Consider the following 23,714-nt stretch of genomic DNA (forward strand, 5'->3'; position numbering starts at 1 on the left):
CGCCTATTTTGACATGGAAACAGTATTGATGACACAGAATCACGATCCCTATAGTGATGCGCAAGCGCTTGTTGGCCTGACTTTAGGTAAAGCCACCGACTACCAAGCCGAGTATGATGCGTCGCTGCTGCAAGGGGTTCCACGCTCACTAAACCGTAATGCTATTGCACTCACTGGGACGTTACCGTTTCATGGTGCCGATATCTGGACGGGTTATGAGCTGTCTTGGTTAAATGCCAAAGGTAAGCCTATGGTGGCCATAGCTGAATTTCATTTAAGCTATGAAAGCCTGAATCTGATTGAGTCGAAATCGTTCAAACTGTATCTCAATAGCTTTAATCAAACCAAGTTTGATAGCCTAGATTCACTGCAAAAAACCTTAGTGCAAGACTTAAGTCAGTGTGCTCAAGGTGATGTTAGCGTTAAGATTATCGAGCCAAAAAGCTTTGGTATTCAGCGTATTATTGAGTTACCAGGCACTTGTATTGACGATCTCGATATTGAAGTCAGCGATTATAGTTTTAATCCTGATTACTTAGTTAACAGTACAGACGATAAGCAAACGGTCGCGGAAACGCTTAATTCAAACCTGCTGAAATCCAACTGTTTGATCACTTCGCAACCCGATTGGGGCAGCGTGATGATCCGTTATCAAGGCCCTAAAATCGATCGCGAGAAACTGCTGCGCTATTTGATTTCTTTCCGCCAACATAACGAATTCCACGAGCAATGTGTCGAGCGAATTTTCGTCGATTTAAAACGTTTTTGCCATTGCACTAAATTGACAGTTTACGCCCGCTACACGCGTCGCGGTGGTTTAGATATCAACCCTTATCGCAGTGACTTCGAGCAACCTGGTGAAAGCCACAGACTCGCAAGACAGTAATGACCTTCTTAGGCGATTAGATTAACAATCTGAGATAGAAAATAAGGTTTAAAAACTGCAACAAAGCTCTGAATCGCTAGCACTAGCTGCTCGCTAGATTCAGAGCTTTTTTATTCACAGTGTTTGCACTCGCATTAAGCAATAAACGCCGTAGCCATTGGTGGCTCGGGTTTTGGGTATATTTACTGCTCCACACCATATACAAATCAATTGGCCTTGTTTTCAGGGGCATAGGTAAAATCTGTAAGCCGAACATCTCAGCGTACTGACTGGCGTACCGCAAAGGCGCTATGCCTATCGCCTCACTTTTGCCGACAGTTGCAAACATACTCAATAAAGATGATTGCTCACTGTACATTTTGCGCCTTGGTAACACGCCTTCGGTAAACAAATCCCCTGCAGTCAAATTAAAACGCCGCATATTTAAAAAGACGTGTTTCTCCTCAAAATACTGCCCATGGGTGATAGCACCTTGAATACGAGGATGCTGCAAACTGACGATACAAACGAGGGTTTCGGTGAAGAGTAATTTGCTCGAGAGCAAACTTTGCTGCGCGGGCTTAATGTCTATGGCAACGGCGACCCGCTCAAGCAAAATATCGCGATATAGCTCATCCTCCTGCGGCGGCGACTCGCGGAAAATGACTTCAATATCCGCATTCTGTAATAAAGCCTGCACGCCTGATTGCAGCGCTTCGATAACCGACTCATTAGCATATACATAAAAGCGCCGCTGGCTCGAGTTGGGATCAAAATGCTCAAACCCCAGTAATACGGTTTCAATATCCGCCATGGGCTGCTCAAATTTACGGTACATCTCCCGTGCCACCGATGTAGGCTCAATTCCCCGTCCAACTCGATTAAACAGCGACTCCCCGACCCAAGCCCTGAACCGGCTTATCGCATTGCTCACGGAAGACTGAGTTAAATCTAACTCCTGCGCCGCTTGGGTGAATGAACGAGTACGGTAAACCACCATAAACACGCGTAATAAATTTAAATCTAATGGCTTTCGTGTCGGCATAAGGGAGCGCACTCATTCACTATATGAATATTACAACCCAAGCTAACTCGAGTTATCTAAATACACAAGCTGGCTATACTCAAACCATCAACGACACTATCCCACTTTTTAGTAGGTAAAATAATGCAAAAATCTTTGATGACAATGAGTATTATCGCCAGCTTCTCTTTAAGCGCCGTGGCCGCGGAACACGAGCATGAACATATTAGCCTGCACTATCAGGGAAAGCCTGCCACCGAGCAAACCATTGCGGTAAACAAAGCCACGGCAGCAAGCCTTAATTTTGCCGATAAAAAAGCCTTTGAAGAGTTTTCTAAAAATCTTATTGCTGAACTAGATGAACCAACAGCAGCCATTTTACGTGCCGATTTCAGCTTTATTGGCGACAAAACCCCAGACACAGTAAACCCTTCACTTTATCGCCAAGCCCAATTGAATATGGTGTCTAACGGCTTATACAAGGTCACAGATGGCATTTATCAAGTGCGTGGCACCGACTTATCGAACTTAACCCTTATCCGCGGTAAAACAGGCTGGATCCTTTATGACGTACTGCTGACCAAAGAGTCAGCAAAGCAATCCCTTGAGTTTGCGCTTAAACACTTGCCCGAGGGCAATGACTTACCCGTAGTCGCAATGATTTATTCCCACAGTCATGGAGATCATTTTGGCGGATCCCGCGCCATCAAAGACATGTTCCCAAACGTCAAAGTCTATGGTTCCAATAACATCACCAAAGAAATTGTCGACGAAAACGTCCTCGCTGGTAATGCCATGAGCCGCCGCGCCGCCTATCAATACGGCGCAACATTAGAGCGAAACGATCAAGGCATTGTCGATGCCGCACTTGCTAAGGGATTATCCAAAGGCGAAGTGACCTACGTTAAACCCGATGTCACCTTAAATGCCAAAGACAAGTGGGAAACACTCACCATTGATGGTATCGACATGGTGTTTATGGATGCCTCAGGCACAGAAGCCGCCTCGGAAATGGCCACCTATATTCCCTCAATGAAAGCATTGTGGACCGCAGAGCTCACCTACCACGGCATGCACAACATTTATACCTTACGCGGGGCAAAAGTCCGAGATGCGATAAAATGGTCTAAGGATATCAACGAATTACTGATTCATTTTGGTAATGATGCACAGGTTATATTCACTGCCCACTCAGCCCCCGTATTTGGCAATACTGATATAAACCAATACTTAAGAATGCAAAGGGATAACTATGGCCTAGTGCATAATCAAACCCTGCGTTTAGCCAATAATGGCGTGGGTATTCAAGATATTGGCGATGCGATTCAAACCACTATCCCTAAGGCTGTGCGCGATACTTGGTACACCAATGGTTACCATGGCACCTACAGCCATAATGCCAAAGCCGTGTACAACATGTACCTTGGCTATTTCGATATGAATCCCGCCAACTTAAACCCACTACCGACAAAAGATGAAGCGGCAAAATTTGTGGAGTATATGGGCGGAGCTAAAGCCGTAGTGAAACACGCCAAAGCCGACTATGCCCAAGGCGAATACCGTTTTGTGGCCACCGCACTCAATAAGGTCGTGATGGCAGAACCTAATAATAAAGAGGCAAGACAATTACTTGCCGATACCTATGAGCAACTTGGTTATCAAGCCGAAGGGGCTGGCTGGCGCAACATTTACCTCACTGGCGCCCAAGAGTTACGCGTAGGCATTCAACCCGGCGCGCCTAAATCGGCCTCAGCAGATATTTTAGGAGAAATGGAAATATCGACCCTATTTGACTTCCTCGCCGTAAAAGTCGATAGCCTCAAAGCTGCTGAACTTGGGCTAATCAGGCTTAATGTGATTAACCCCGACACCCAAGAAACGCTCTATGTTGAACTAAGCAACGGTAATTTAAGCAATATTAAGGTTGATAAACCGATGGAGGCCGATGCCAATCTTTATATTGATAAACGCTATATTACGGGAATTTTACTCGGAAAAGTCACACTTAAAGAGTTACTGGCTAAGGGTACTGCCAAGTTAGAGGGTGATAAAGATGCCTTCGGTAAGATAGCGTCGACCTTAGTAAAGTTCGATGAAAGCTTTGAAATCGTCCCACTACCAAGCGCGAAATAACCAAATCAACGCCCTGAACCTTCAGGGCTTTTTTATGGAAAAAAACACTAGCACTAACCATTCTGACACTTGGTGAGTCGCGTTCTGTAAGCAAAAGAGTGAAGTACGGATAGCCATTTGCACGACATGTTCTCTCGTGCAATCTTTAAAGGCTAGATTAAAGTAAGAGAATTAATTCGCAGACTCTGGCGTTGGGACTGAAGTTTTGCACTCAAGCAATAACTGCTGAAAATGCGCACCTAAGTCTTGTTGGGCAAATTGCTCGCTCGCAGTCGCCATTTGCTTAAGGCTTTGTAAGGCTTGATCTAAACCTTGTTGCTCGATAAGGCTTTTAGCATAGGCCGCCGCATCGGCGCCTTTTTGCAGCAAGCTCGCGACCTGATCAAAACTGATGTCTTGTTCCATTACTTTCTGTAAGTCACCCAGCAATTCTGCCACCTTGGCCGACTCCACCAGCGAACCTTCAACATTGACTAACTTACCCAACGGATCTTGGCTGAGTTTTCCAGCCACACAGGCCGAAACTGTGCCTGCTGCCGCGCTTTGAGCCACAACATCTAAGCCATTGGCACGAATTTGCTCAACCACTTGCTGCAACTGTGGATCTTGGGCTAACCAAGCCTGCTCCAATTGCTGCTTTTCATCGCCACCAAAATAACCACAACCAGATAGCAACACCATCATAGTGGCAGGTATTAGGCACTTAATCCGTTTCATTGTTAAACCTCATTTATTTCATTCAAATTCAAAATATTATGGGCGTGACTATACCCAGCAATGTTTAACCGAAGATGAATAAGACCAGTTAACCATAATCGGCAAGTAAGGCTTCTATGCCGCTCAGTTGCGCCGTTAGCATTATGGAAATCTCGGTGTTACCAGCATGCCCTAAGCTCACGGCAAAACGGTATTCCTCGGTCAAACGCCCAAAATAGGTTTGCCAATACAATGAACTTGCATCAATGGTTTGCAGCGGGATATTAGGATAGACACTCAGCAAAGGCGCCACACCATAGAACGGCATCAACGCAGCATCTTGGTATCTAAGCTCAACCGATCCGGCCACCAATTGCTCGAATGGCTTAAGATCAAAGCCGAAGGATTTAAGCGACTGCGCTAAACCTAGGCCAGTCGCCTTAATATAGGATTCCTTTAACGCCCATAAATCGAAAAAGCGCTGCCGCTGACTCACTTCATCGGCGAGAGCTAATAAAGCCGCAGTTTCTTGGGCGGAAAAATAGTGATTTAGGATTGGATAGATATCCGTCTTCGGCCGCGATCTTTCAATATCGACCCCAAATAAACCAGACTCAACACCATGAAACTGAGTCACACCAATCAATAACCAATCGCCACTATGGCTTAAGTTAAACTCAAGCCCCGTTTGCTGTTGCAATTTTGCCGTTAAACTCGGCTTACCCTTAGCGCCATATTCAAAACACCACTCGTGTGGCGATAAATCCGCATAGAGAGATAACACGGCCCGCAACGCTGCCCTGACCTGTAATCCCTTCATTTGCGCCTTGGGATCGCGATAACGCGCGACCTTAGCGAGTTCATCATCACTTAACCAAGACTGAGCGAGTGATGTTTGCGGCAATGAAATATCGCTCAGTGGAATAAAAAATAGATCCACATTCACGCCGTTTTTGCTAAATGTTCTGGAGTCGGTCATTTGAGAGCCTTGCAGGACAAAGCCTTGCGGCTGATGGTTATCATTGTCTGGCTTTTTGGAGAGCACTTAGCAACATTCTTATCTGGGTTCATCGTTATCTGAGTTCATTATGCATCTTAAATAGTTTCAACTAAGCCCGAGTTCAATTCTTAGCCACACTCTAATAAGAGCAATTCTTAGCTGCACTCTAATTAGAGCAATTCTTAGAACGACTCTGAACGCCATCCTAAGCGCAAATTTTTGCTGCAATTGCGCCAAGGTTTTGCGCCCAAATTAACAGGTTTAGCCGCACAGTCTGATTCCTTGCAGAGGAGGCTTAAGCCAATATTGGGCTATTTTACCCCGCGAACTCAAAAAAGCGGCCTTTATCGCCCCTAAAAATTTAATTCTTCCACTATCAAAGTATTAAAAAGCCCAAGCGGTCAGCGAAAACCCAACATAACGCACAGAAAATACCATTACTCAACGAAAGCCAATAAATTCCAGTCCCAGATGATTGTATCGACCCGAAACCTCAGGTAATCTGCATCCCCATTAAGTGACACAGATGATAAGCACAGGTTTTACGATGAGTGTCACTATGTTCTTCAAGAGTGCCACAGCTGACTCAGCCAAAATGGCTTCTCAGTCCCAATAGATTATGTCGGATGATAATTATTATTAATGGCAGCTCGCGACTCTCAATCTAAAGCGCCGTCTTACGCCCCCAAGAGCACGACTCAAGCGGCGAAAAAAGACAGCGCACCTCGGCATCGCAACGCCACCACCACGCCTGAAATGCGACTCTTTATCCAGCAATCGGATCTGAGCGTCAGCCAGCTGGCAAAAATTTTAAATATTACTGAGGCAACAGTCCGCAAATGGCGGAAGCGTGAGTCCATTAGCAACAGTTCGAACACGCCTCACCACCTCAATACCACGCTCACGCCGATGGAAGAATATGTGGTGGTGGGATTACGCTATCAACTCAAACTCACCTTAGATAGATTACTTCAGGTTACCCAAACCTTTATTAATCCCAATGTGTCGCGCTCCGGCCTTGCCCGTTGCTTAAAGCGATATGGCATATCGCGGCTCGATGAATTTGAAGCACCGCAAGTCCCCGAACGCTATTTTAATCAATTGCCTGTGACTCAAGGCAGCGATATCCAAACCTATACGGTCAATCCAGAAACCTTGGCCAAAGCCCTCGCATTGCCGAGTACCGACGGCAATACTGTGGTGCAAGTGGTGTCACTCACCATACCGCCGCAACTCACTGAGCAAGCACCAAGCTCAGTACTATTAGGCGTAGACACTGCAAGTGATTGGATTTACCTCGATATTTATCAAGACAGTAATACCCAAGCGACCAATAGATATATCGCCTATGTCCTCAGACATGGGCCGTTTCATTTACGAAAGTTGCTCGTTCGCAACTATCACACCTTCTTAGCCCGTTTTCCCGGTGCCCATGGCACGCCAAAGACAAACGCGGCTGGATCCCAAAACAAGGTCACCGTATCCAGGTCGACCCGTGGAGACTCTTTATGAGCCATACCCCTTCTGTACCTAATTCTGCGACTGAGTCAAAAAAAGATAAACGACTCAACAAACGTTTAAAAGATATGCCCGTTGCCATCGTAGGCATGGCCAGCATCTTCGCTAACTCGCGTTATTTAAATAAATTTTGGGATTTGATCAGCGAAAAAATCGATGCCATTACTGACATCCCAGACACCCATTGGCGCGCCGAAGATTACTACGATGCCGACAAAAGCAAAGCCGATAAAAGCTACTGTAAACGCGGTGGTTTTTTACCAGAAGTCGACTTCAATCCAATGGAATTCGGTCTGCCGCCCAATATTCTTGAGCTGACAGATACCTCGCAACTGCTGTCGCTGATTGTCGCCAAAGAAGTGCTTGCCGACGCCAATCTGCCCACCGATTACGATCGTGATCGTATCGGCATTACCCTAGGGGTTGGCGGTGGTCAAAAAATCAGTCAGAGCTTGAACTCGCGCCTGCAATATCCAGTGCTTAAAAAAGTATTCAAAAGCAGCGGCCTGAGCGATGAAGACAGCGAAATGCTGATCAAAAAGTTCCAAGACCAATATATCCACTGGGAAGAGAACTCTTTCCCTGGGTCCTTAGGCAACGTGATTGCAGGCCGTATCGCCAACCGTTTTGATTTTGGCGGCATGAACTGTGTGGTCGATGCTGCCTGTGCGGGCTCGCTCGCTGCTATGCGTATGGCGTTGACGGAACTGACCGAAGGTCGCAGCGACATGATGTTAACCGGCGGTGTCTGTACCGACAACTCGCCGTCCATGTACATGAGCTTCTCAAAAACGCCTGCCTTCACCACCAATGAAACCATTCAACCCTTTGATATCGATTCAAAAGGCATGATGATCGGCGAAGGGATCGGCATGGTCGCGCTTAAACGCCTTGAAGATGCCGAGCGCGATGGCGACCGAATTTATGCCGTCATCAAAGGCGTTGGCGCCTCATCTGACGGTAAGTTTAAGAGTATTTATGCGCCGCGCCCTGAGGGCCAAGCTAAAGCTCTCGAACGCGCTTACGACGATGCAGGTTTTGCCCCGCACAGCATTGGCTTAGTTGAAGCCCATGGCACGGGTACTGCCGCAGGTGATGTGGCTGAATTTAATGGCTTAAAATCAGTATTTGCCCAAGGCAACGACACAAATCAACATATCGCGTTAGGTTCAGTGAAATCCCAAGTGGGCCACACTAAATCCACAGCAGGCACTGCTGGGGTGATCAAAGCCGCGCTAGCGCTGCACCACAAGGTATTGCCTGCGACCATTAACGTTAGCAAGCCTAATCCAAAACTGAATATCGAAAGTTCGCCATTCTATTTAAATACCGAAACTCGCCCATGGTTCCAGCGCGCTGATGCAACGCCGCGCCGTGCAGGTGTAAGCTCCTTTGGTTTTGGCGGCACGAACTTCCATCTTGTATTAGAAGAATACAAACCTGAGCACAGCCGTGACGAGCAATATCGTCAGCGCAGTGTGCCGCAGACGCTATTGTTTGCCGCAGCCAATAAAGCCGCACTGCTTAGCGAGTTAAAAGCTGCGCTGAGCCAAAGCGTAAACACAAGCGCAAACGCGAATAAGAGCAGCGCTGCGAGCCTAAACGCTATCGCTCAGCAATATCCGCTGCGCCCGCTGGCAGACACAGATGCCCGTTTAGGTTTTGTGGCTAAGGATATCGCTCAGCTACAAGCTCAGCTAAATCAATCGATTGCGCATTTAGAAAGCGGGCACCTAGAAACCAGTGCAAGCGAGGCGTGGCAATTACCTTCTGGTATCAGCTACCGCTCCCATGCCTTGGTCGCTAAAAATGAATCAAAGAAAGTAGCTGCCCTGTTTGCTGGTCAAGGTTCACAGTACCTGAACATGGGCCGCGAACTCGCCTGCCATTTCCCGGAAATGCGCCAACAAGTGACGGCCAGCGATAAAGTATTTGCTCACCACGGTCAAACACCGTTATCGAACATCCTCTACCCTATTCCAGCATTCGATGCCGATGCGGTGAAAACCCAAGAAGCGGCGCTGACCAATACCCTGTTCGCTCAAAGCGCCATAGGCGCGGTTTCAATGGCGCAATATTCGCTATTAACGCAATCGGGTTTTGCACCCGATATGGTGGCGGGTCATAGCTTTGGTGAACTGTCAGCCCTTTGCGCGGCAGGCGTGATTTCCAATGAAGATTACGTCGAACTAGCCTTCGCCCGTGGGCATGCCATGGCGCAAGTGCCAAGTGATACCGCGAGTAAAGCAGTTGATTTAGGAACCATGTTCGCCATCATTCTTAAGCAAAAGAATGATATCGATGCGATCAATAGCTGTTTAGCCCAGTTTGATGACGTTAAAATTGCCAACTACAACGCGCCGACGCAATTAGTCATCGCAGGTGGCACAGAGCAAACTCAGCTGGCCGCGAAAGCCATTAGTGAACTGGGCTTTAAAGCGATTGCCCTGCCTGTCTCAGGCGCGTTCCATACCCCATTGGTTGGACACGCACAAAAGCCATTTGCCAAAGCCATTGATAAAGCTAAATTCAGCGCGCCTTCAGTCGCACTTTATGCCAACGGTACGGGTCAATTGCACCCAAGCGATGGCAAAGCCATTAAAGCAGAATTCAAACAACACATGCTGCAATCGGTTCGCTTTAGCGAACAACTGCAGGCCATGTATGACGCTGGCGCCCGTGTGTTTGTTGAGTTTGGCCCTAAGAACATACTGCAAAAGTTAGTTGAAAATACCTTAGGTGAACACTTAAATGAGCTTTGCCTTGTCAGCATGAACCCGAATCCTAAGGGCGACAGTGACAGTCAATTACGCTTAGCCGCAGTGCAATTAACCGTAGCCGGCGTGGCGTTAACTGAGGTTGACCCCTATCAAGCCGTCACGTCACAAGAAATTGCCGAACGTGAAGCGCCATCAGCGATGAACATCAAACTCACTGCCACTAACCATATTAGTGCTGCAACCAAAGCTAAGATGGCCAAATCCCTCGCCACAGGCAGCGTGACTAGCCAAGTGCAATATGTGGATCGCATCGTTGAAACGGTTGTCGAAAAAGAAGTCGAAAAAATTGTTGAGAAAGAAGTCATCGTCGAAAAAGTGGTTGAGAAAATAATAGAAGTGGAAGCGAATCAAGTGGCAGCTGTTGAAATGAAACAAACATCCCCAAGCGTTGCGCAAGGCTTAAGCAATCAGCAGCAAGCGACGGCGCAGTTAAACCCAAGCACACCTAACGTCAGCAGCGATGCGTTAACGGCATTTTTCAGCGCACAATCTCAAGCGGCGCAGTTACATCAACAGTTTTTAGCTATCCCGCAGCAATATGGCGATACTTTCACGACACTGATGACAGAACAAGCCAAGATGGCAAGCCAAGGCATTGCAATCCCTGAAAGCCTGCAACGCTCGATGGAAATGTTCCACCAGCATCAAGCGCAAACCCTGCAAAGCCACGCCGAATTTATGCAACTGCAAAGCAGTAGCAGCCAAGCGGCCTTGGCGATGCTAAACAATGCGCCGATTAACTTTACCCCAGCGGTTACAAGTCAGCCACGAGCAACTGCGCCGGCTCCTGCACCTGTTGCTCCAGCGCCTGTGGCTGCATCGACAGTGGCACACAATGCCGCACCAGTAGCGGCTCAGGCTGTTGCGACGAGACCAGCAATTAACACACCTGTTGCATCTGTTGTGCAAACCGCTCCCGTTGCTCATGCGCCTGCTGCGACAGTACAGGTTGCGCCAGCAGCTCCTGTTTTAGTTATGCCAGAGATGACATCTGCGACACCAGCAACGAGCGGTTTAAGCGCTGCGTTAGTGCAACAAACCATGATGGCTGTGGTTGCCGATAAAACAGGCTATCCCACTGAAATGCTAGAACTTGGCATGGATATGGAAGCCGATTTAGGTATCGATTCGATTAAACGCGTTGAAATTTTAGGCACAGTGCAAGACGAACTGCCGGGCTTACCCGAACTTAGCCCAGAGGATCTCGCCGAGTGTCGCACCTTAGGTGAAATCGTTGCACTCTTTTCGAAAGAAATAGGGAATAGCAAATTACCTGCAGCGGGAGCTATTGCTTCGATAGCAGCGCCAGTTGCGCAAACCATTGCAGCTCCTGCCGCCAGCGGTTTAAGCGCTGCGTTAGTGCAACAAACTATGATGGCTGTGGTGGCTGACAAGACAGGCTATCCGACTGAAATGTTGGAGCTCAGCATGGATATGGAAGCCGATTTAGGTATCGATTCTATTAAGCGCGTTGAAATCTTAGGCACAGTACAAGACGAACTGCCGGGTTTACCAGAGCTCAGCCCAGAAGATCTGGCCGAGTGTCGCACCTTAGGTGAAATCGTTGACTACATGAACAGCAAGCTGCCTACGGCTGGCCAAGTTGTCGTTTCTACAACAACGCCAACAACTCCTGCAGCCAGCGGTTTAAGTGCTGAGTTAGTGCTGCAAACTATGATGGCAGTGGTAGCCGACAAGACGGGCTACCCCACTGAAATGCTGGAACTCAGCATGGACATGGAAGCTGATCTAGGTATCGATTCAATTAAGCGCGTTGAAATCTTAGGTACAGTACAAGACGATCTACCGGGCTTACCTGAGCTGAATCCAGAAGATCTGGCCGAGTGTCGCACCTTGGGTGAAATCGTTAACTACATGCAAAGTAAGCTTACACAAAATGACAAGCTGCCTGCAGCGGGCGCAGTTATCGTAGCAACTCATGTGACAACTGCCGCACCTGCCGCCAGCGGTTTAAGCGCTGCGTTAGTGCAACAAACTATGATGGCTGTGGTCGCCGACAAGACAGGCTACCCCACTGAAATGCTGGAACTCAGCATGGACATGGAAGCCGATCTAGGTATCGACTCCATCAAGCGCGTTGAAATCTTAGGCACAGTGCAAGACGAACTTCCGGGCTTACCTGAACTCAATCCTGAAGATCTGGCCGAGTGTCGCACATTAGGTGAAATCGTTGACTACATGAACAGCAAACTACCTGCGGTTGGCTCGGTTTCAGCTACAACAGCAGTGCAAGTCACTGTTACCGCTACAACAAATAACGGCTTAAGTGCTGCACTTGTCCAACAAACCATGATGTCAGTAGTGGCCGACAAGACAGGCTACCCCACTGAAATGCTGGAACTCAGCATGGATATGGAAGCCGATCTAGGTATCGATTCCATCAAGCGCGTTGAAATTTTAGGCACAATGCAAGACGAGCTACCGGGTTTGCCTGAACTCAATCCTGAAGATCTGGCCGAGTGTCGCACCTTAGGTGAAATCGTTGCACTCTTTTCGAAAGAAATAGGGCAAAGCAAGCTAGGCCAAAACGCGGTAAGCCAGAATGTAGCGCCAATTAGCGCTGTCGTTCAGCCTGAACCTACTATCGATTTACCACCCCATAGCGAGGTGGTGCTAAAAAAGTTGCCAGCGGCGGCTGAATTAACGCAACGTGAGTCGCAACTATCAGCGCAACAAGCTGTGACACGCGTTTTTGCTAAAGATGCCTGCATTATCATCGCAGATGATGGTCACAATGCTGGCGTACTTGCCGAAAAATTGCATGCTCAAGGTCTAACGGTTGTGGTTGTGCGCTCGCCTGAAAGCCTTGTGGCCAGTGCATCACCGCTCAATAGCCACATTGCCAGCTTCACATTGGCGGCGATTGACGATGCCAGCATTGGTGCCGTAATTAATCAGATCAAAAGCTTAGGTACGGTTGCAGGCTTTATTCATCTGCAACCACAACATAAAAACTCAGCCGATGCGAAAGGTTTAGTGTTGTCCAGTGCCGCCAAGGCATCCGTCGAGCAAGCGTTCTTGTTCGCCAAGCACTTACAACCGTTTTTAACAACAGCAGCGACCGCCAATACTGGTAGTAGTTTTATCAGCGTCAGTCGTATCGACGGTGGTTTTGGTTATCTCAACCACAGCCAAATTGCCCGCAGCGAGTTAAACCAAGCAGCATTGGCAGGTCTGACGAAAACCTTGAGCCACGAGTGGCCAAGCGTGCATTGCCGCGCCTTAGATATCGCGCCAGCACTTGATGCCAAGCAACTGGCCAATGCAGTGATCGCTGAGCTCTTTGCAACCGATAAGCTATTAGAAGTCGGTGTGAGTGAAGCTGGCGTAACTGAAACGCTGGCACGCGTGACCTTAGTTGCAGGCAAGGCAGATACCCGCCACCGCGCAGCTAACTTGACCAGTGCAGATAAAATTCTGGTGACTGGCGGCGCAAAAGGCGTGACCTTTGAATGTGCCTTGAGTCTGGCAAAACGCAGCAAGGCGCACTTTATCCTTGCCGGCAGAAGCAGCCAACAAGCCATTCCCGCTTGGGCGCAGGGTAAGAATAACAGTGAACTTAAAGCCGCTGCCATTGCCCACATTCAAAGCTTGGGCGAGAAACCCACGCCAAAACAAGTGGATGCCTTAGTATGGCCAGTGCAAAGCAGCCTAGAAATTGCAGCCGCACTAGAAGCCTTTACCGCCGTAGGCGCGAGTGCCGAGTACTTAAGTATCGATGTTAACAATCCAGATGCGATCGCCAGCACGATAGTGCCGATCACCGAGTTATCACCTATTACTGGCATCATCCATGGTGCGGGCGTACTCGCCGATAAACACATCCAAGACAAAACCTTAGATGAGTTAGCACGGGTGTATGGCACTAAGGTCACAGGTATAAGCAATCTACTTGCCGCACTGGATTTAGATAAATTAAAACTGATTGCCCTATTCTCTTCGGCGGCGGGTTTTTACGGCAATACTGGCCAAAGCGATTACGCCATGTCCAACGACATACTCAACAAAGCCGCACTGCAACTGGCGCAGCAACTGCCAAATGCCAAAGTGATGAGCTTCGATTGGGGTCCGTGGGACGGCGGCATGGTGAATCCTGCGCTGAAAAAGATGTTTATGGATCGCGGTGTTTATGTGATCCCGCTAAAGGCAGGCGCTGAGTTATTTGCTAGCCAATTACTGAGCAACACAGGCGCACAATTGCTGGTCGGTACTGACATGCAAGGCACAGTTCCAAGTGACGAGCAAGCAACTCAAGGTAGCAATCTAAAAAAGCCTGAAGCGGATCTGACCACTGACGCGTCGGATCCGCATGCTTTGGCATCAACACTTGCTGCAATCGCTTTCACGCGACCGCTAACACTGCAGCGCACACTGGACCCTAAGGCAATGATCTTTATTGAAGATCACTGCATTAACGGTAATCCCGTATTACCGACTGTGTGTGCGATTCAGTGGATGCGTGAAGCCGCCTTTGATGTGCTCAAGCAACCAGTAAAAGTACAAAGCTACAAGCTGTTGAAGGGCATTATTTTCGACACTGCCGTGTTACAAAATGGAGTGTTAGAAAGTGAAGCGCCCATCACGCTGGAACTTGAACTGGCATCCTTAGTCAATGCACAAGCTAGTGTACAAATTAATGCCTTAATCAGCTTTGAAGGTCGTCCGCAATATCAAGCTATCCTAGTCGTTGATGATGCTGTTGATGACGCGGCTAACGATTACTTAGCCACTAACAGCAAAGCAACCGCCTTTGACGCGCAAAGCTTGGCAGGACTTTCTGCCATCACAACCGCGAGCAGCCTTTACAGCGACGGCACGCTTTTCCACGGCCCAAGACTGCAAGGTATTGAGTCGGTGGTGAAGTTTGACGATGCGAGCTTAGTCGCTAAGGTGAGTCTTCCCCATGTTGCGTTAGCGGACTGCGGGGATTTTGTGCCTAATCTCACGCCTAAAGGCTCACAAGCTTTTGCGGAAGATTTGTTGCTACAGGCGATGCTGGTATGGGCGAGACTCAAATATGGTGCGGCGAGTTTGCCATCAAGCATTGGTGAGTTTATCTCCCATGCGCCGTTTGCCTTTGGCGATAAAGGGTATTTAGTGCTCGAGGTGGTGAAACACTCTGGCCGTGCCCTTGAAGCCAATATCACGCTGTATCATCAAGATGGCCGTTTAAGCTGCGAGATGAACAACGCCAAAGTCACCATCAGCAAAAACCTTAACGGTGCATTCTTAGCTAATAAAGTTGCGGCTAATCAAACCGCTGCGAATAAAGCCATTGAAAGTGTGGAGGCAAAAGTCGAGTGAATTTAGCCCACACTTTAGCAACGCTACATAGCGGCCAAACTGAAACGTCGATAGCTGACACGGCTATGACTGAAAAGCTTGCCAAGCCACTGCGTATTGCAGTGTTGCTTGGCGATGCCGTCAACCTTGACTCTCACTCAGCCCAAGTATTAGGGAGATTTACGGAACGTGAAAGAGTTCAAATTTGCGCTGCCGATGCCAACCAATCGACAGATCATGAACCGTCAGTGTATGAGCAAAGCTCGCTCACTGCCTTGTTAGGCCAAGCAACAACAGCCATTGAGCAAGGCAAGCTCGTTGAACTTAAATTCAATGATGGCAATCTGCCCCAGTCTCTGTACTTGCTCGATGGTTTAACCGCCGCCAAACTGCGCCTCCACGCCCACGCGTTTATCGCTGGTTTTGCCGCTGGCAATGAGACTACAGGTGTTGTAAATGCAGGTGTTGCTAATGCAGGGGCGGTTGCTAATGCGGCATTAGCGGCGGCAAAGCGCAGCCCAGCTCAAACCGTTCAACATCAGACTGTCGCCAACACTCTCAACGAGGCATTTGTTGCGCTGCGCCAAGGTGTAACCGCACTCGCCGCGCGAACACAAGCGCCGCTTCATGGCGCTACTGATATTAAAGAGGCAAACGGCACCAATCATCAAGCTGGCTATTGGTTTAGCGACCAACATCAAGCGCGGGTTTTATGTCTAAATCTTGTAACAAAGAATCTAGCGGCAACAAGATCAAACCCAGCAGATACCTTGCTGGATTCAGGCCAAGATATTTACCAGAGCCTAGTACTGACCCAAGGCACACAAGTTATCGCGCCCAAAGCTCTTGTTGATGAAAACCAGCTGTTTGTGCCGATAAGTGCTGACAATATTGATTCACTCATCGCGCAAGTATTTCAACTTTTGCAGCGAGTTAACACTCTGGGAAATGGTGCGGGCACACTGGAAAATGGCGCCGGCTTGCACGCTGACTTTCGCGCTGAGCAACTCAAACCTTGGTTTGAACGCTATGATGCCAACGCAACACTGGCATTAGTCTTGATGGCGGCATCGATTGACGACCTCAAACTTGAAGCCAAAGCTATGCTTACGGCGCTTGAAAGTGATGCAGTGCGTCATCATGGTCAACACTTTAAGACGCCAGCGGGTAGCTGTTTCACCGCTAAGCCGCTAGGGGATGCGGGGCTGACCTTTGTTTATCCCGGCGTTGGCACTGTTTACGCCAATATGTTCAATAACTTGCATGAATATTTCCCCACGCTGTATCACCAGCTAGAACGTGAAGGCGATTTAAGCGCCATGCTGCAATCTCCGCTGATATATGCGGCAGATGTTAAAACCGCGGCTGGCATGAACCTAAGTCAGCAAGCGATTAGTGGCGTGGGCGCCAGTTACCTATTCACTAAGCTGTTGACCCAAGTCTTTAATATTAAACCAAAAATGGCGCTGGGTTACTCAATGGGCGAAGCGGCCATGTGGGCCAGCCTAGATGTGTGGCAAACACCCCATGCTATGATCAACGCCACCGAAAATAGTGATATTTTCAACCATGCCATTTCTGGCGAGCTAACCGCAGTGCGCCGAGCATGGCAGCTTGCAGATAATGAATCCATAGTGTGGAACAGCTTTGTGGTGCGCGCCGACAGCAATGAAATCAAGGCATTATTGCCAGAGTTTCATCGTGCTTATTTAGCCATCACCCAAGGTGATACTTGCGTCATTGCAGGCTGCGAAACTAGCTGCAAAGCCCTGCTTGCCACGTTAGGCAAACGCGGGATTGCCGCCAATCGCGTCACGGCAATGCATACCGCGCCAGCCATGTTAGTCCATGGGCAAGTACAAGATTTCTATACTCAAGCAGTGAAACCTGAGGCGCTGGAAGCGGCGGCGCAAGATTCGTCTATTCGCTTTATCAGCGCAGCGCAAACTGCGCCAGTAACCGTGGATAGCCACAGCATTGGCCGCGCGATTGCCGATACCTTTTGTTCGCCACTCGACTTTAGTGCACTCATTCAAAATGCCACTGAGCAAGGCGCAAGGCTATTTGTCGAAGTGGGCGCCGATAGGCAAACCAGCACACTCATAGATAAAATTAGCCACGCCCATGCAGGCCAAAGCACGGCGAACGAGGCAACAGTCGCCATTGCTTGCAATGCCAAGGGTGCCGATGCGATTACCTGCTTACTCAAGTGTTTAGCTCAGCTAATAAGCCACAGAGTGCCGCTTTCGCTCACGCCGCTCATTCAGCCATTAAGTGCTAACAAAGCCCCTTTATCATCAGCAGTATCACCACAAGGAGAACCCCAGTGAGTTCTCAGCATTCCCCTACTATTGATAAAACTACCGTGCCTATGATTTTGTCAAAAAGTGCGTCAAACCGCGCATCAAAAAGTGCGTCAAAAATTGCGATTGTCGGTCTTGCGACTCAGTATCCTGATGCCGATAATCCGCAAACTTTCTGGCAAAATCTGCTGGATAAAAAAGACTCTCGCAGCCAAATCAGCCGCGAGAAGCTCAATGCCAATCCCGCCGAATACCAAGGTGTGCAGGGTCAGTCTGACCGTTTTTACTGTGATAAGGGCGGCTACATCCAACACTTTGAGTTTGATGCTAAGGGCTATCAACTGCCTGAGTCCGCCTTTGACGGGTTAGATGAAAGCTTTTTATGGGCACTCGATTGCAGTCATAAAGCCCTTCAAGACGCAGGGATTGCTCCAAACGATACCGTACTGGCGCGCACAGGTATCGTAATGGGAACCTTGTCGTTCCCCACGGCCCGCTCCAACGAATTATTTTTGCCTCTGTATCATCAAACCGTTGAAAAGGCGCTGCAAAACAAACTTAACCAAAGCGCATTTCAGCTGGCTGACTTTGGCAATTCAGTTAACGATCTCAATGCCAATAGCCAAACCTTAAACGTCGCCAATGGCGCCGTTGCCCACACAGCCTCAAAGCTGGTCAGCGATGCACTCGGTTTAGGTGGCACTCAGTTAAGTCTGGACGCCGCCTGCGCCAGTTCGGTTTACGCACTTAAACTCGCCTGCGATTACCTAACAACTGGCAAGGCCGATATGATGCTTGCAGGCGCAGTATCGGGCGCAGATCCCTTCTTTATCAACATGGGATTCTCGATTTTCCACGCCTATCCAGATCATGGTATTTCGGCACCCTTTGACAGCAACAGCAAGGGCTTATTCGCCGGAGAAGGCGCTGGGGTTTTAGTCTTAAAACGCTTAGAAGATGCCGAGCGCGATGGCGATAACATCTATGCCGTCGTTAGCGGCATTGGTTTGTCGAACGACGGTAAAGGCCAGTTTGTATTAAGCCCCAACAGCAAGGGCCAAGTGCAAGCCTTCGAGCGCGCCTATAGTGCGGCAAACACACTGCCCGCCAATATCGAAGTGATTGAATGCCACGCCACGGGCACGCCGCTTGGGGATAAAGTCGAACTCGCCTCGATGGAACGCTTTTTTGAGGACAAACTCGCAGGCTCTGCAGTGCCGCTGATCGGTTCAGCAAAATCCAACTTAGGCCATTTACTCACAGCCGCGGGCATGCCGGGGATCATGAAGATGATTTTTGCCATGCGCTCGGGCCGCTTGCCGCCAAGTATTAATTTATCGGCGCCGATATCCTCACCTAAGGGTTTGTTTAGCGCTAAAAATCTACCGACAGAACTGCATGCGTGGCCCGATAAAGCTGGCAATGACCGCCGCCACGCGGGTGTTTCCGTGTTTGGTTTTGGCGGCTGTAACGCGCATTTATTGCTGGAATCCTATGTACCGGCAAATACCAGTAGCAAACATCAGCAGAGTACAGCCCAAGTAAGCTATCAACATACACCATTAAATATCATTGGCTTAGCATCGCACTTCGGGCCTTTATCCTCCATAAATGCGCTGGATAACACCATAAGCGCGAAGCAAGATGCCTTTATCCCGCTGCCCACTAAACGTTGGAAAGGCTTAGATAAACACCCTGAGATTTTAGCTAACTTTGGTTTGCCTTCTGTCCCGCAAGGCGCATATATCGACCAGTTCGATTTTGACTTCCTGCGCTTTAAAGTGCCGCCCAATGAAGACGATCGCCTGATCTCCCAGCAACTGCTGCTGATCAAAGTGGCCGATGAAGCGATCCGTGATGCCAATCTAAAACCCGGTGGCAAGGTGGCCGTATTAGTGGCGATGGAAACTGAACTCGAATTACACCAGTTCCGTGGCCGCGTAAATCTACACACCCAACTGGCAGACAGCCTTAAAAAACAAGGAATAACACTCACGCAAGCTGAGTATCTCGCCCTTGAAAAAATCGCCATGGACAGTGTGCTCGATGCCGCCAAACTGAACCAATATACCAGTTTTATTGGCAACATCATGGCGTCACGTATCGCATCCCTTTGGGACTTTAACGGCCCTGCCTTTACCATTTCGGCGGCGGAGCAATCGGTCGCCCGCTGTATCGATGTGGCCGAAAATCTGTTGTCCCAAGAATCCTTAGATGCCGTAGTGATCGCCGCCGTCGATTTAAGCGGCAGTCTAGAGCAAGTCATCCTTAAAAACGCCGTATCGCCAGTGGCATTTACTGCCACTGACGCAGGCTGGAAAGTCGGTGAAGGTGCTGGCGCGTTAGTGCTCACAACAGCGCAATCAAGTGCAGCCCAGCCAAGTAATGCCGCTGACAATGCTAATACCAATAGCAGCTATGGCAACAGTTATGGTCACATCAGCGGCCAAGTATTTGGCGCGATTTGTGACATACAAGGTAATAGCAACACAGCGCGCATTTGCGATGACTTGCTAACCCAAGCCAAGGTGAATAGCAGCCAGATTAGCTTGATTGAAACCAGTATTGCGGTTGAGCAACTTGACGATTCAGAGTTGGTACTCAATACCCTGCTGCCGAGTGTGAACCAGCGCAGCCAAGCCGCTGATACCCTAGGCCACAACTTTGCTGCGGCGGGAATGGCGAGCATGTTGAGCGCGCTGCTTCAGCTTAAAAATCAGGTGCAGCTTAAAAATCAAGCGCAACTTAACAAGCATTCTTCTCAAGCTCAGCAGCACGCGCTCGTTGCCACGTTTAGCCAAGGTAAATGCTCGCAGTTACTGCTCAGCCAAAGTGCCACGCAAGCATACAATTTGCAGCAAAGGCTTGAACAAGACTTAACGCTTTCAGAGCAAAAACACTTAATAAAACAAGTAACGCTCGGTGGCCGCGATATCTATCAACATATCCTGGATACGCCGCTCGCAGGTCTTGATGCTATACAACAAAAAGCCCAAGCCATGACAGCACTGCCAGCGCGCAGCCAACGCAAACATTTGGCCCAAATAGCGAGCAAAGACACGAGTCGCTTTGCAACAAGCAGCCCAACCACGGCTCAACAAAAAGAGACATTAAGCAGCATGCCAATGAATGCCCTAAGCACGCCCAATAAAAACGCCACTCAAGCAGAGCTAAAAGACGCGGCATTTTTAAGCAATCAGCAACTCGCCCGTGAAGCCCATTTAGCCTTTTTACAAAGCCGTGCTGAAGGCTTGAAACTAGCCGATGCCTTGATGAAAGCCCAGCTTGCCAGCGAGTTAGCCGTCAATGGCCAAGCTGCGCCAGTACAACAGCAAGCCATTGTTCAGGCATCTGCGACAGCGGTTCTTCCACATCCAGTGCTTTATCCCAATCATGCAAAAGTGCCTGAGTACACGCCGCCAACACCGATAAGCAAGCCTTGCATTTGGGATTATGCGGATTTAGTCGAGTACGCCGAAGGTGATATTGCTAAAGTATTTGGCCCAGATTATGCCATTATCGACAGCTATTCGCGTCGTGTACGCCTGCCAACGACTGACTATTTGCTAGTATCTCGGGTAACGAAATTAAACGCCCAGATGAACCAATATCAGCCTTGCACTATGACCACGGAATACGACATTCCTGTGGACGCGCCGTATTTGGTCGATGGCCAAATCCCTTGGGCCGTGGCGGTCGAATCGGGTCAATGCGACTTGATGCTGATCAGCTACTTAGGTATCGATTTTGAAAATAAAGGCGAGCGCGTTTATCGCCTGCTCGATTGCACCCTGACCTTCCTTGGCGACTTACCGCGCGGTGGCGACACCCTGCGCTACGACATTTCCATCAATCACTTTGCCCGCAATGGTGATACCTTGTTGTTGTTCTTCTTCTCCTACGAATGTTTCGTGGGCGACAAGCTGATCCTGAAAATGGATGGCGGCTGTGCCGGCTTCTTCACCGATAAAGAACTGGCCGACGGCAAAGGCGTTATTCACACCGAAGCCGAAATCAAAGCGCGCAACCTCGCCTTGAATAATCCGAATAAACCGTGCTTTAATCCGCTGCTTGATTGCGCGCAAAACCAATTTGATTACAGCCAAATCCATAAACTGCTCGGCGCCGATATCGGTGGCTGTTTTGGCGGCGCACACGCGGCGCATCAAGCCCAATATGGTTTGCAGCCCTCTTTATGTTTTGCCTCCGAAAAATTCCTGATGATTGAACAGGTCAGCAATCTTGAGGTGCATGGCGGTGCGTGGGGCTTAGGCTCAGTGCAAGGCCATAAGCAGCTCGAAGCTGATCATTGGTATTTCCCGTGTCATTTCAAGGGCGACCAAGTGATGGCGGGATCGTTAATGGCCGAAGGCTGTGGTCAATTACTGCAATTCTTTATGCTGCATATTGGGATGCACGCCAGCACAGAAGAAGGGGGCGTCAAAAACGGTCGTTTCCAACCGCTCGAAAATGCGTCACAAAAAGTGCGCTGTCGCGGTCAAGTCTTGCCGCAATCTGGCCTGCTCACCTATCGTATGGAAATCACCGAAATCGGTATGAGCCCGCGCCCGTATGCTAAGGCGAATATCGATATTTTGCTCAATGGCAAAGTGGTCGTGGATTTCCAAAACCTTGGAGTGATGATCAAAGAAGAAGCCGAATGCACCCGCTACCTCGCGGATAATGCCAACAGCACAGTTAACCATGTAGCTAAAAAAGCTGTTTCGGCTGCGCCGCTTGTTTCAACAGCACCCGTATTGTTAGCCGCGCCGCTGATGGCGCAGCTGCCCGATTTAACTGCGCCAACCAACAAAGGCGTAGTGCCGCTTAAGCATGTGTCTGCGCCGATTGCGCCAGCGGATTCAAAGTATGCTAACCGCGTGCCCGATACCCTGCCGTTCACGCCGTACCACATGTTCGAATTTGCCACTGGCGACATCGAAAACTGCTTCGGCCCCGATTTCAGCATCTATCGCGGCCTAATTCCACCGCGCACGCCTTGCGGTGATTTGCAGCTCACGACTCGCGTCATTGCGATTGACGGCAAACGCGGCGAACTGAAAAAGCCCTCTTCGTGTATAGCCGAATACGAAGTGCCTGCAAACGCTTGGTATTACGATAAAAACAGCCATCACGCCGTTATGCCCTATTCTGTGCTGATGGAAATATCACTGCAGCCAAACGGTTTTATCTCAGGTTATATGGGCACCACCTTGGGCTTCCCCGGCCAAGAGTTGTTTTTCCGTAACTTGGACGGTAGCGGTAAGCTGCTGCGCCACGTGGATTTACGCGGCAAAACCATAATGAACGACTCACGTTTGTTATCGACTGTGATTGCTGGCAGTAACATCATCCAAAATTTCAGTTTTGAATTAAGCTGCGATGGCGAGCCTTTCTACCAAGGTAAAGCGGTATTTGGTTACTTCAAGGGCGATGCACTGAAAAACCAGTTAGGCATAGACAACGGCAAGATAACTCAGCCTTGGCATGTGCAAAATGGCATAGCCGCCGATAGCCAAATCAATCTGTTAGATAAACAACATCGCAGCTTTAATGCACCACAAGGTCAGCCACATTACCGTTTAGCGGGCGGTCAACTTAACTTTATCGACAAGGCTGAAATCGTGAAAGCCGGCGGTAAAGCGGGCCTTGGCTATTTATACGCCGAGCGCACCATTGACCCGAGTGATTGGTTCTTCCAATTCCATTTCCATCAAGATCCTGTGATGCCAGGCTCCTTAGGGGTTGAAGCCATTATCGAGCTGATGCAAACCTATGCGATTAACCAAGACCTTGGTGCGGGTTTTAAGAATCCTAAATTTGGGCAGATTTTATCGGATATCAAATGGAAATATCGCGGCCAAATTAACCCATTAAACAAGCAGATGTCGCTAGATGTACACATTACCAGCGTGACAGACGACAATGGCAAACGCATCATTATGGGCGATGCCAACTTGAGTAAAGATGGTCTGCGGATTTATGAAGTTAAAGATATCGCCATCTGTATTGAAGAAGCCTAGCGAGTTTACGCAGTTAGAAAGACGCTAATCTCGAATAACGAATAACGAATAACGAATAGTTGCGCCGC

The 23,714-nt window shown here is 48.9% G+C and carries 9 protein-coding genes; 6 read left to right on the forward strand and 3 right to left on the reverse strand.

The annotated features are described in order from the left end of the window. The first annotated feature begins 28 nt into the window (after positions 1-28). Complete coding sequence (gene queF, locus ACHA99_RS03805; protein ID WP_105249734.1) at positions 29-886, forward strand: NADPH-dependent 7-cyano-7-deazaguanine reductase QueF; 858 nt, start codon at positions 29-31, stop codon at positions 884-886. A gap of 82 nt (positions 887-968) precedes the next feature. Here queF and ACHA99_RS03810 read toward each other — a convergent pair whose 3' ends face one another. Next, positions 969-1,910 carry a LysR family transcriptional regulator gene (locus ACHA99_RS03810; protein WP_105249735.1) on the reverse strand — a complete coding sequence of 314 codons (942 nt, stop codon included), beginning with the start codon at positions 1,908-1,910 and terminating at the stop codon, positions 969-971. Positions 1,911-2,033: 123 nt separating this feature from the next. Between ACHA99_RS03810 and ACHA99_RS03815 the strand changes: the two genes are divergently transcribed. Next, positions 2,034-4,022 carry an alkyl/aryl-sulfatase gene (locus tag ACHA99_RS03815; RefSeq protein WP_393941127.1) on the forward strand — a complete coding sequence of 663 codons (1,989 nt, stop codon included), beginning with the start codon at positions 2,034-2,036 and terminating at the stop codon, positions 4,020-4,022. Between the two features lie 171 nt (positions 4,023-4,193). Here the strand turns inward: ACHA99_RS03815 and ACHA99_RS03820 are convergent, their stop codons facing one another. Together ACHA99_RS03820 and ACHA99_RS03825 are read right to left on the reverse strand one after the other, a co-directional pair. Next, positions 4,194-4,739 carry a hypothetical protein gene (locus tag ACHA99_RS03820; protein WP_338253599.1) on the reverse strand — a complete coding sequence of 182 codons (546 nt, stop codon included), beginning with the start codon at positions 4,737-4,739 and terminating at the stop codon, positions 4,194-4,196. 88 nt (positions 4,740-4,827) lie between these two features. Beyond that, a complete protein-coding gene (locus ACHA99_RS03825; protein ID WP_393941129.1) occupies positions 4,828-5,697 on the reverse strand; it encodes a 4'-phosphopantetheinyl transferase family protein in 870 nt (289 codons plus the stop codon). Between the two features lie 663 nt (positions 5,698-6,360). Between ACHA99_RS03825 and ACHA99_RS03830 the strand changes: the two genes are divergently transcribed. The 4 genes from ACHA99_RS03830 to ACHA99_RS03845 are packed head-to-tail and all read left to right on the forward strand — an operon-like array spanning position 6,361 to position 23,646. After that, positions 6,361-7,230: a transcriptional regulator gene (locus tag ACHA99_RS03830; RefSeq protein WP_393941131.1), complete on the forward strand. Its 870-nt coding sequence runs from the start codon at positions 6,361-6,363 to the stop codon at positions 7,228-7,230. Beyond that, positions 7,227-15,341, forward strand: coding sequence for a beta-ketoacyl synthase N-terminal-like domain-containing protein (locus ACHA99_RS03835; RefSeq protein ID WP_393941133.1), 8,115 nt, complete (start codon positions 7,227-7,229; stop codon positions 15,339-15,341). Before ACHA99_RS03830 ends, ACHA99_RS03835 begins: the two co-directional genes overlap by 4 nt. Next, the gene (locus ACHA99_RS03840) at positions 15,338-17,650 is read left to right on the forward strand and encodes a PfaB family protein (RefSeq protein WP_393941134.1); all 2,313 of its coding nucleotides are present in this window, start codon (positions 15,338-15,340) and stop codon (positions 17,648-17,650) included. Before ACHA99_RS03835 ends, ACHA99_RS03840 begins: the two co-directional genes overlap by 4 nt. Next, positions 17,647-23,646 (forward strand): beta-ketoacyl synthase N-terminal-like domain-containing protein, encoded by a 6,000-nt coding sequence (locus tag ACHA99_RS03845; RefSeq protein ID WP_393941136.1) that lies wholly within the window; start codon positions 17,647-17,649, stop codon positions 23,644-23,646. Before ACHA99_RS03840 ends, ACHA99_RS03845 begins: the two co-directional genes overlap by 4 nt. Positions 23,647-23,714 lie beyond the last annotated feature (68 nt).

Source organism: Shewanella sp. S23-S33, assembly GCF_043359565.1.
Lineage (GTDB): Bacteria > Pseudomonadota > Gammaproteobacteria > Enterobacterales > Shewanellaceae > Shewanella > Shewanella oncorhynchi.

Bases quoted from the DNA above. Each gene is read 5' to 3' on its own strand.
- queF (WP_105249734.1), top strand. From the start codon at position 29: ATGACACAGAATCACGATCCCTATAGTGATGCGCAAGCGCTTGTTGGC.
- ACHA99_RS03810 (WP_105249735.1), bottom strand. From the start codon at position 1,910: ATGCCGACACGAAAGCCATTAGATTTAAATTTATTACGCGTGTTTATG.
- ACHA99_RS03815 (WP_393941127.1), top strand. From the start codon at position 2,034: ATGCAAAAATCTTTGATGACAATGAGTATTATCGCCAGCTTCTCTTTA.
- ACHA99_RS03820 (WP_338253599.1), bottom strand. From the start codon at position 4,739: ATGAAACGGATTAAGTGCCTAATACCTGCCACTATGATGGTGTTGCTA.
- ACHA99_RS03825 (WP_393941129.1), bottom strand. From the start codon at position 5,697: ATGACCGACTCCAGAACATTTAGCAAAAACGGCGTGAATGTGGATCTA.
- ACHA99_RS03830 (WP_393941131.1), top strand. From the start codon at position 6,361: ATGGCAGCTCGCGACTCTCAATCTAAAGCGCCGTCTTACGCCCCCAAG.
- ACHA99_RS03835 (WP_393941133.1), top strand. From the start codon at position 7,227: ATGAGCCATACCCCTTCTGTACCTAATTCTGCGACTGAGTCAAAAAAA.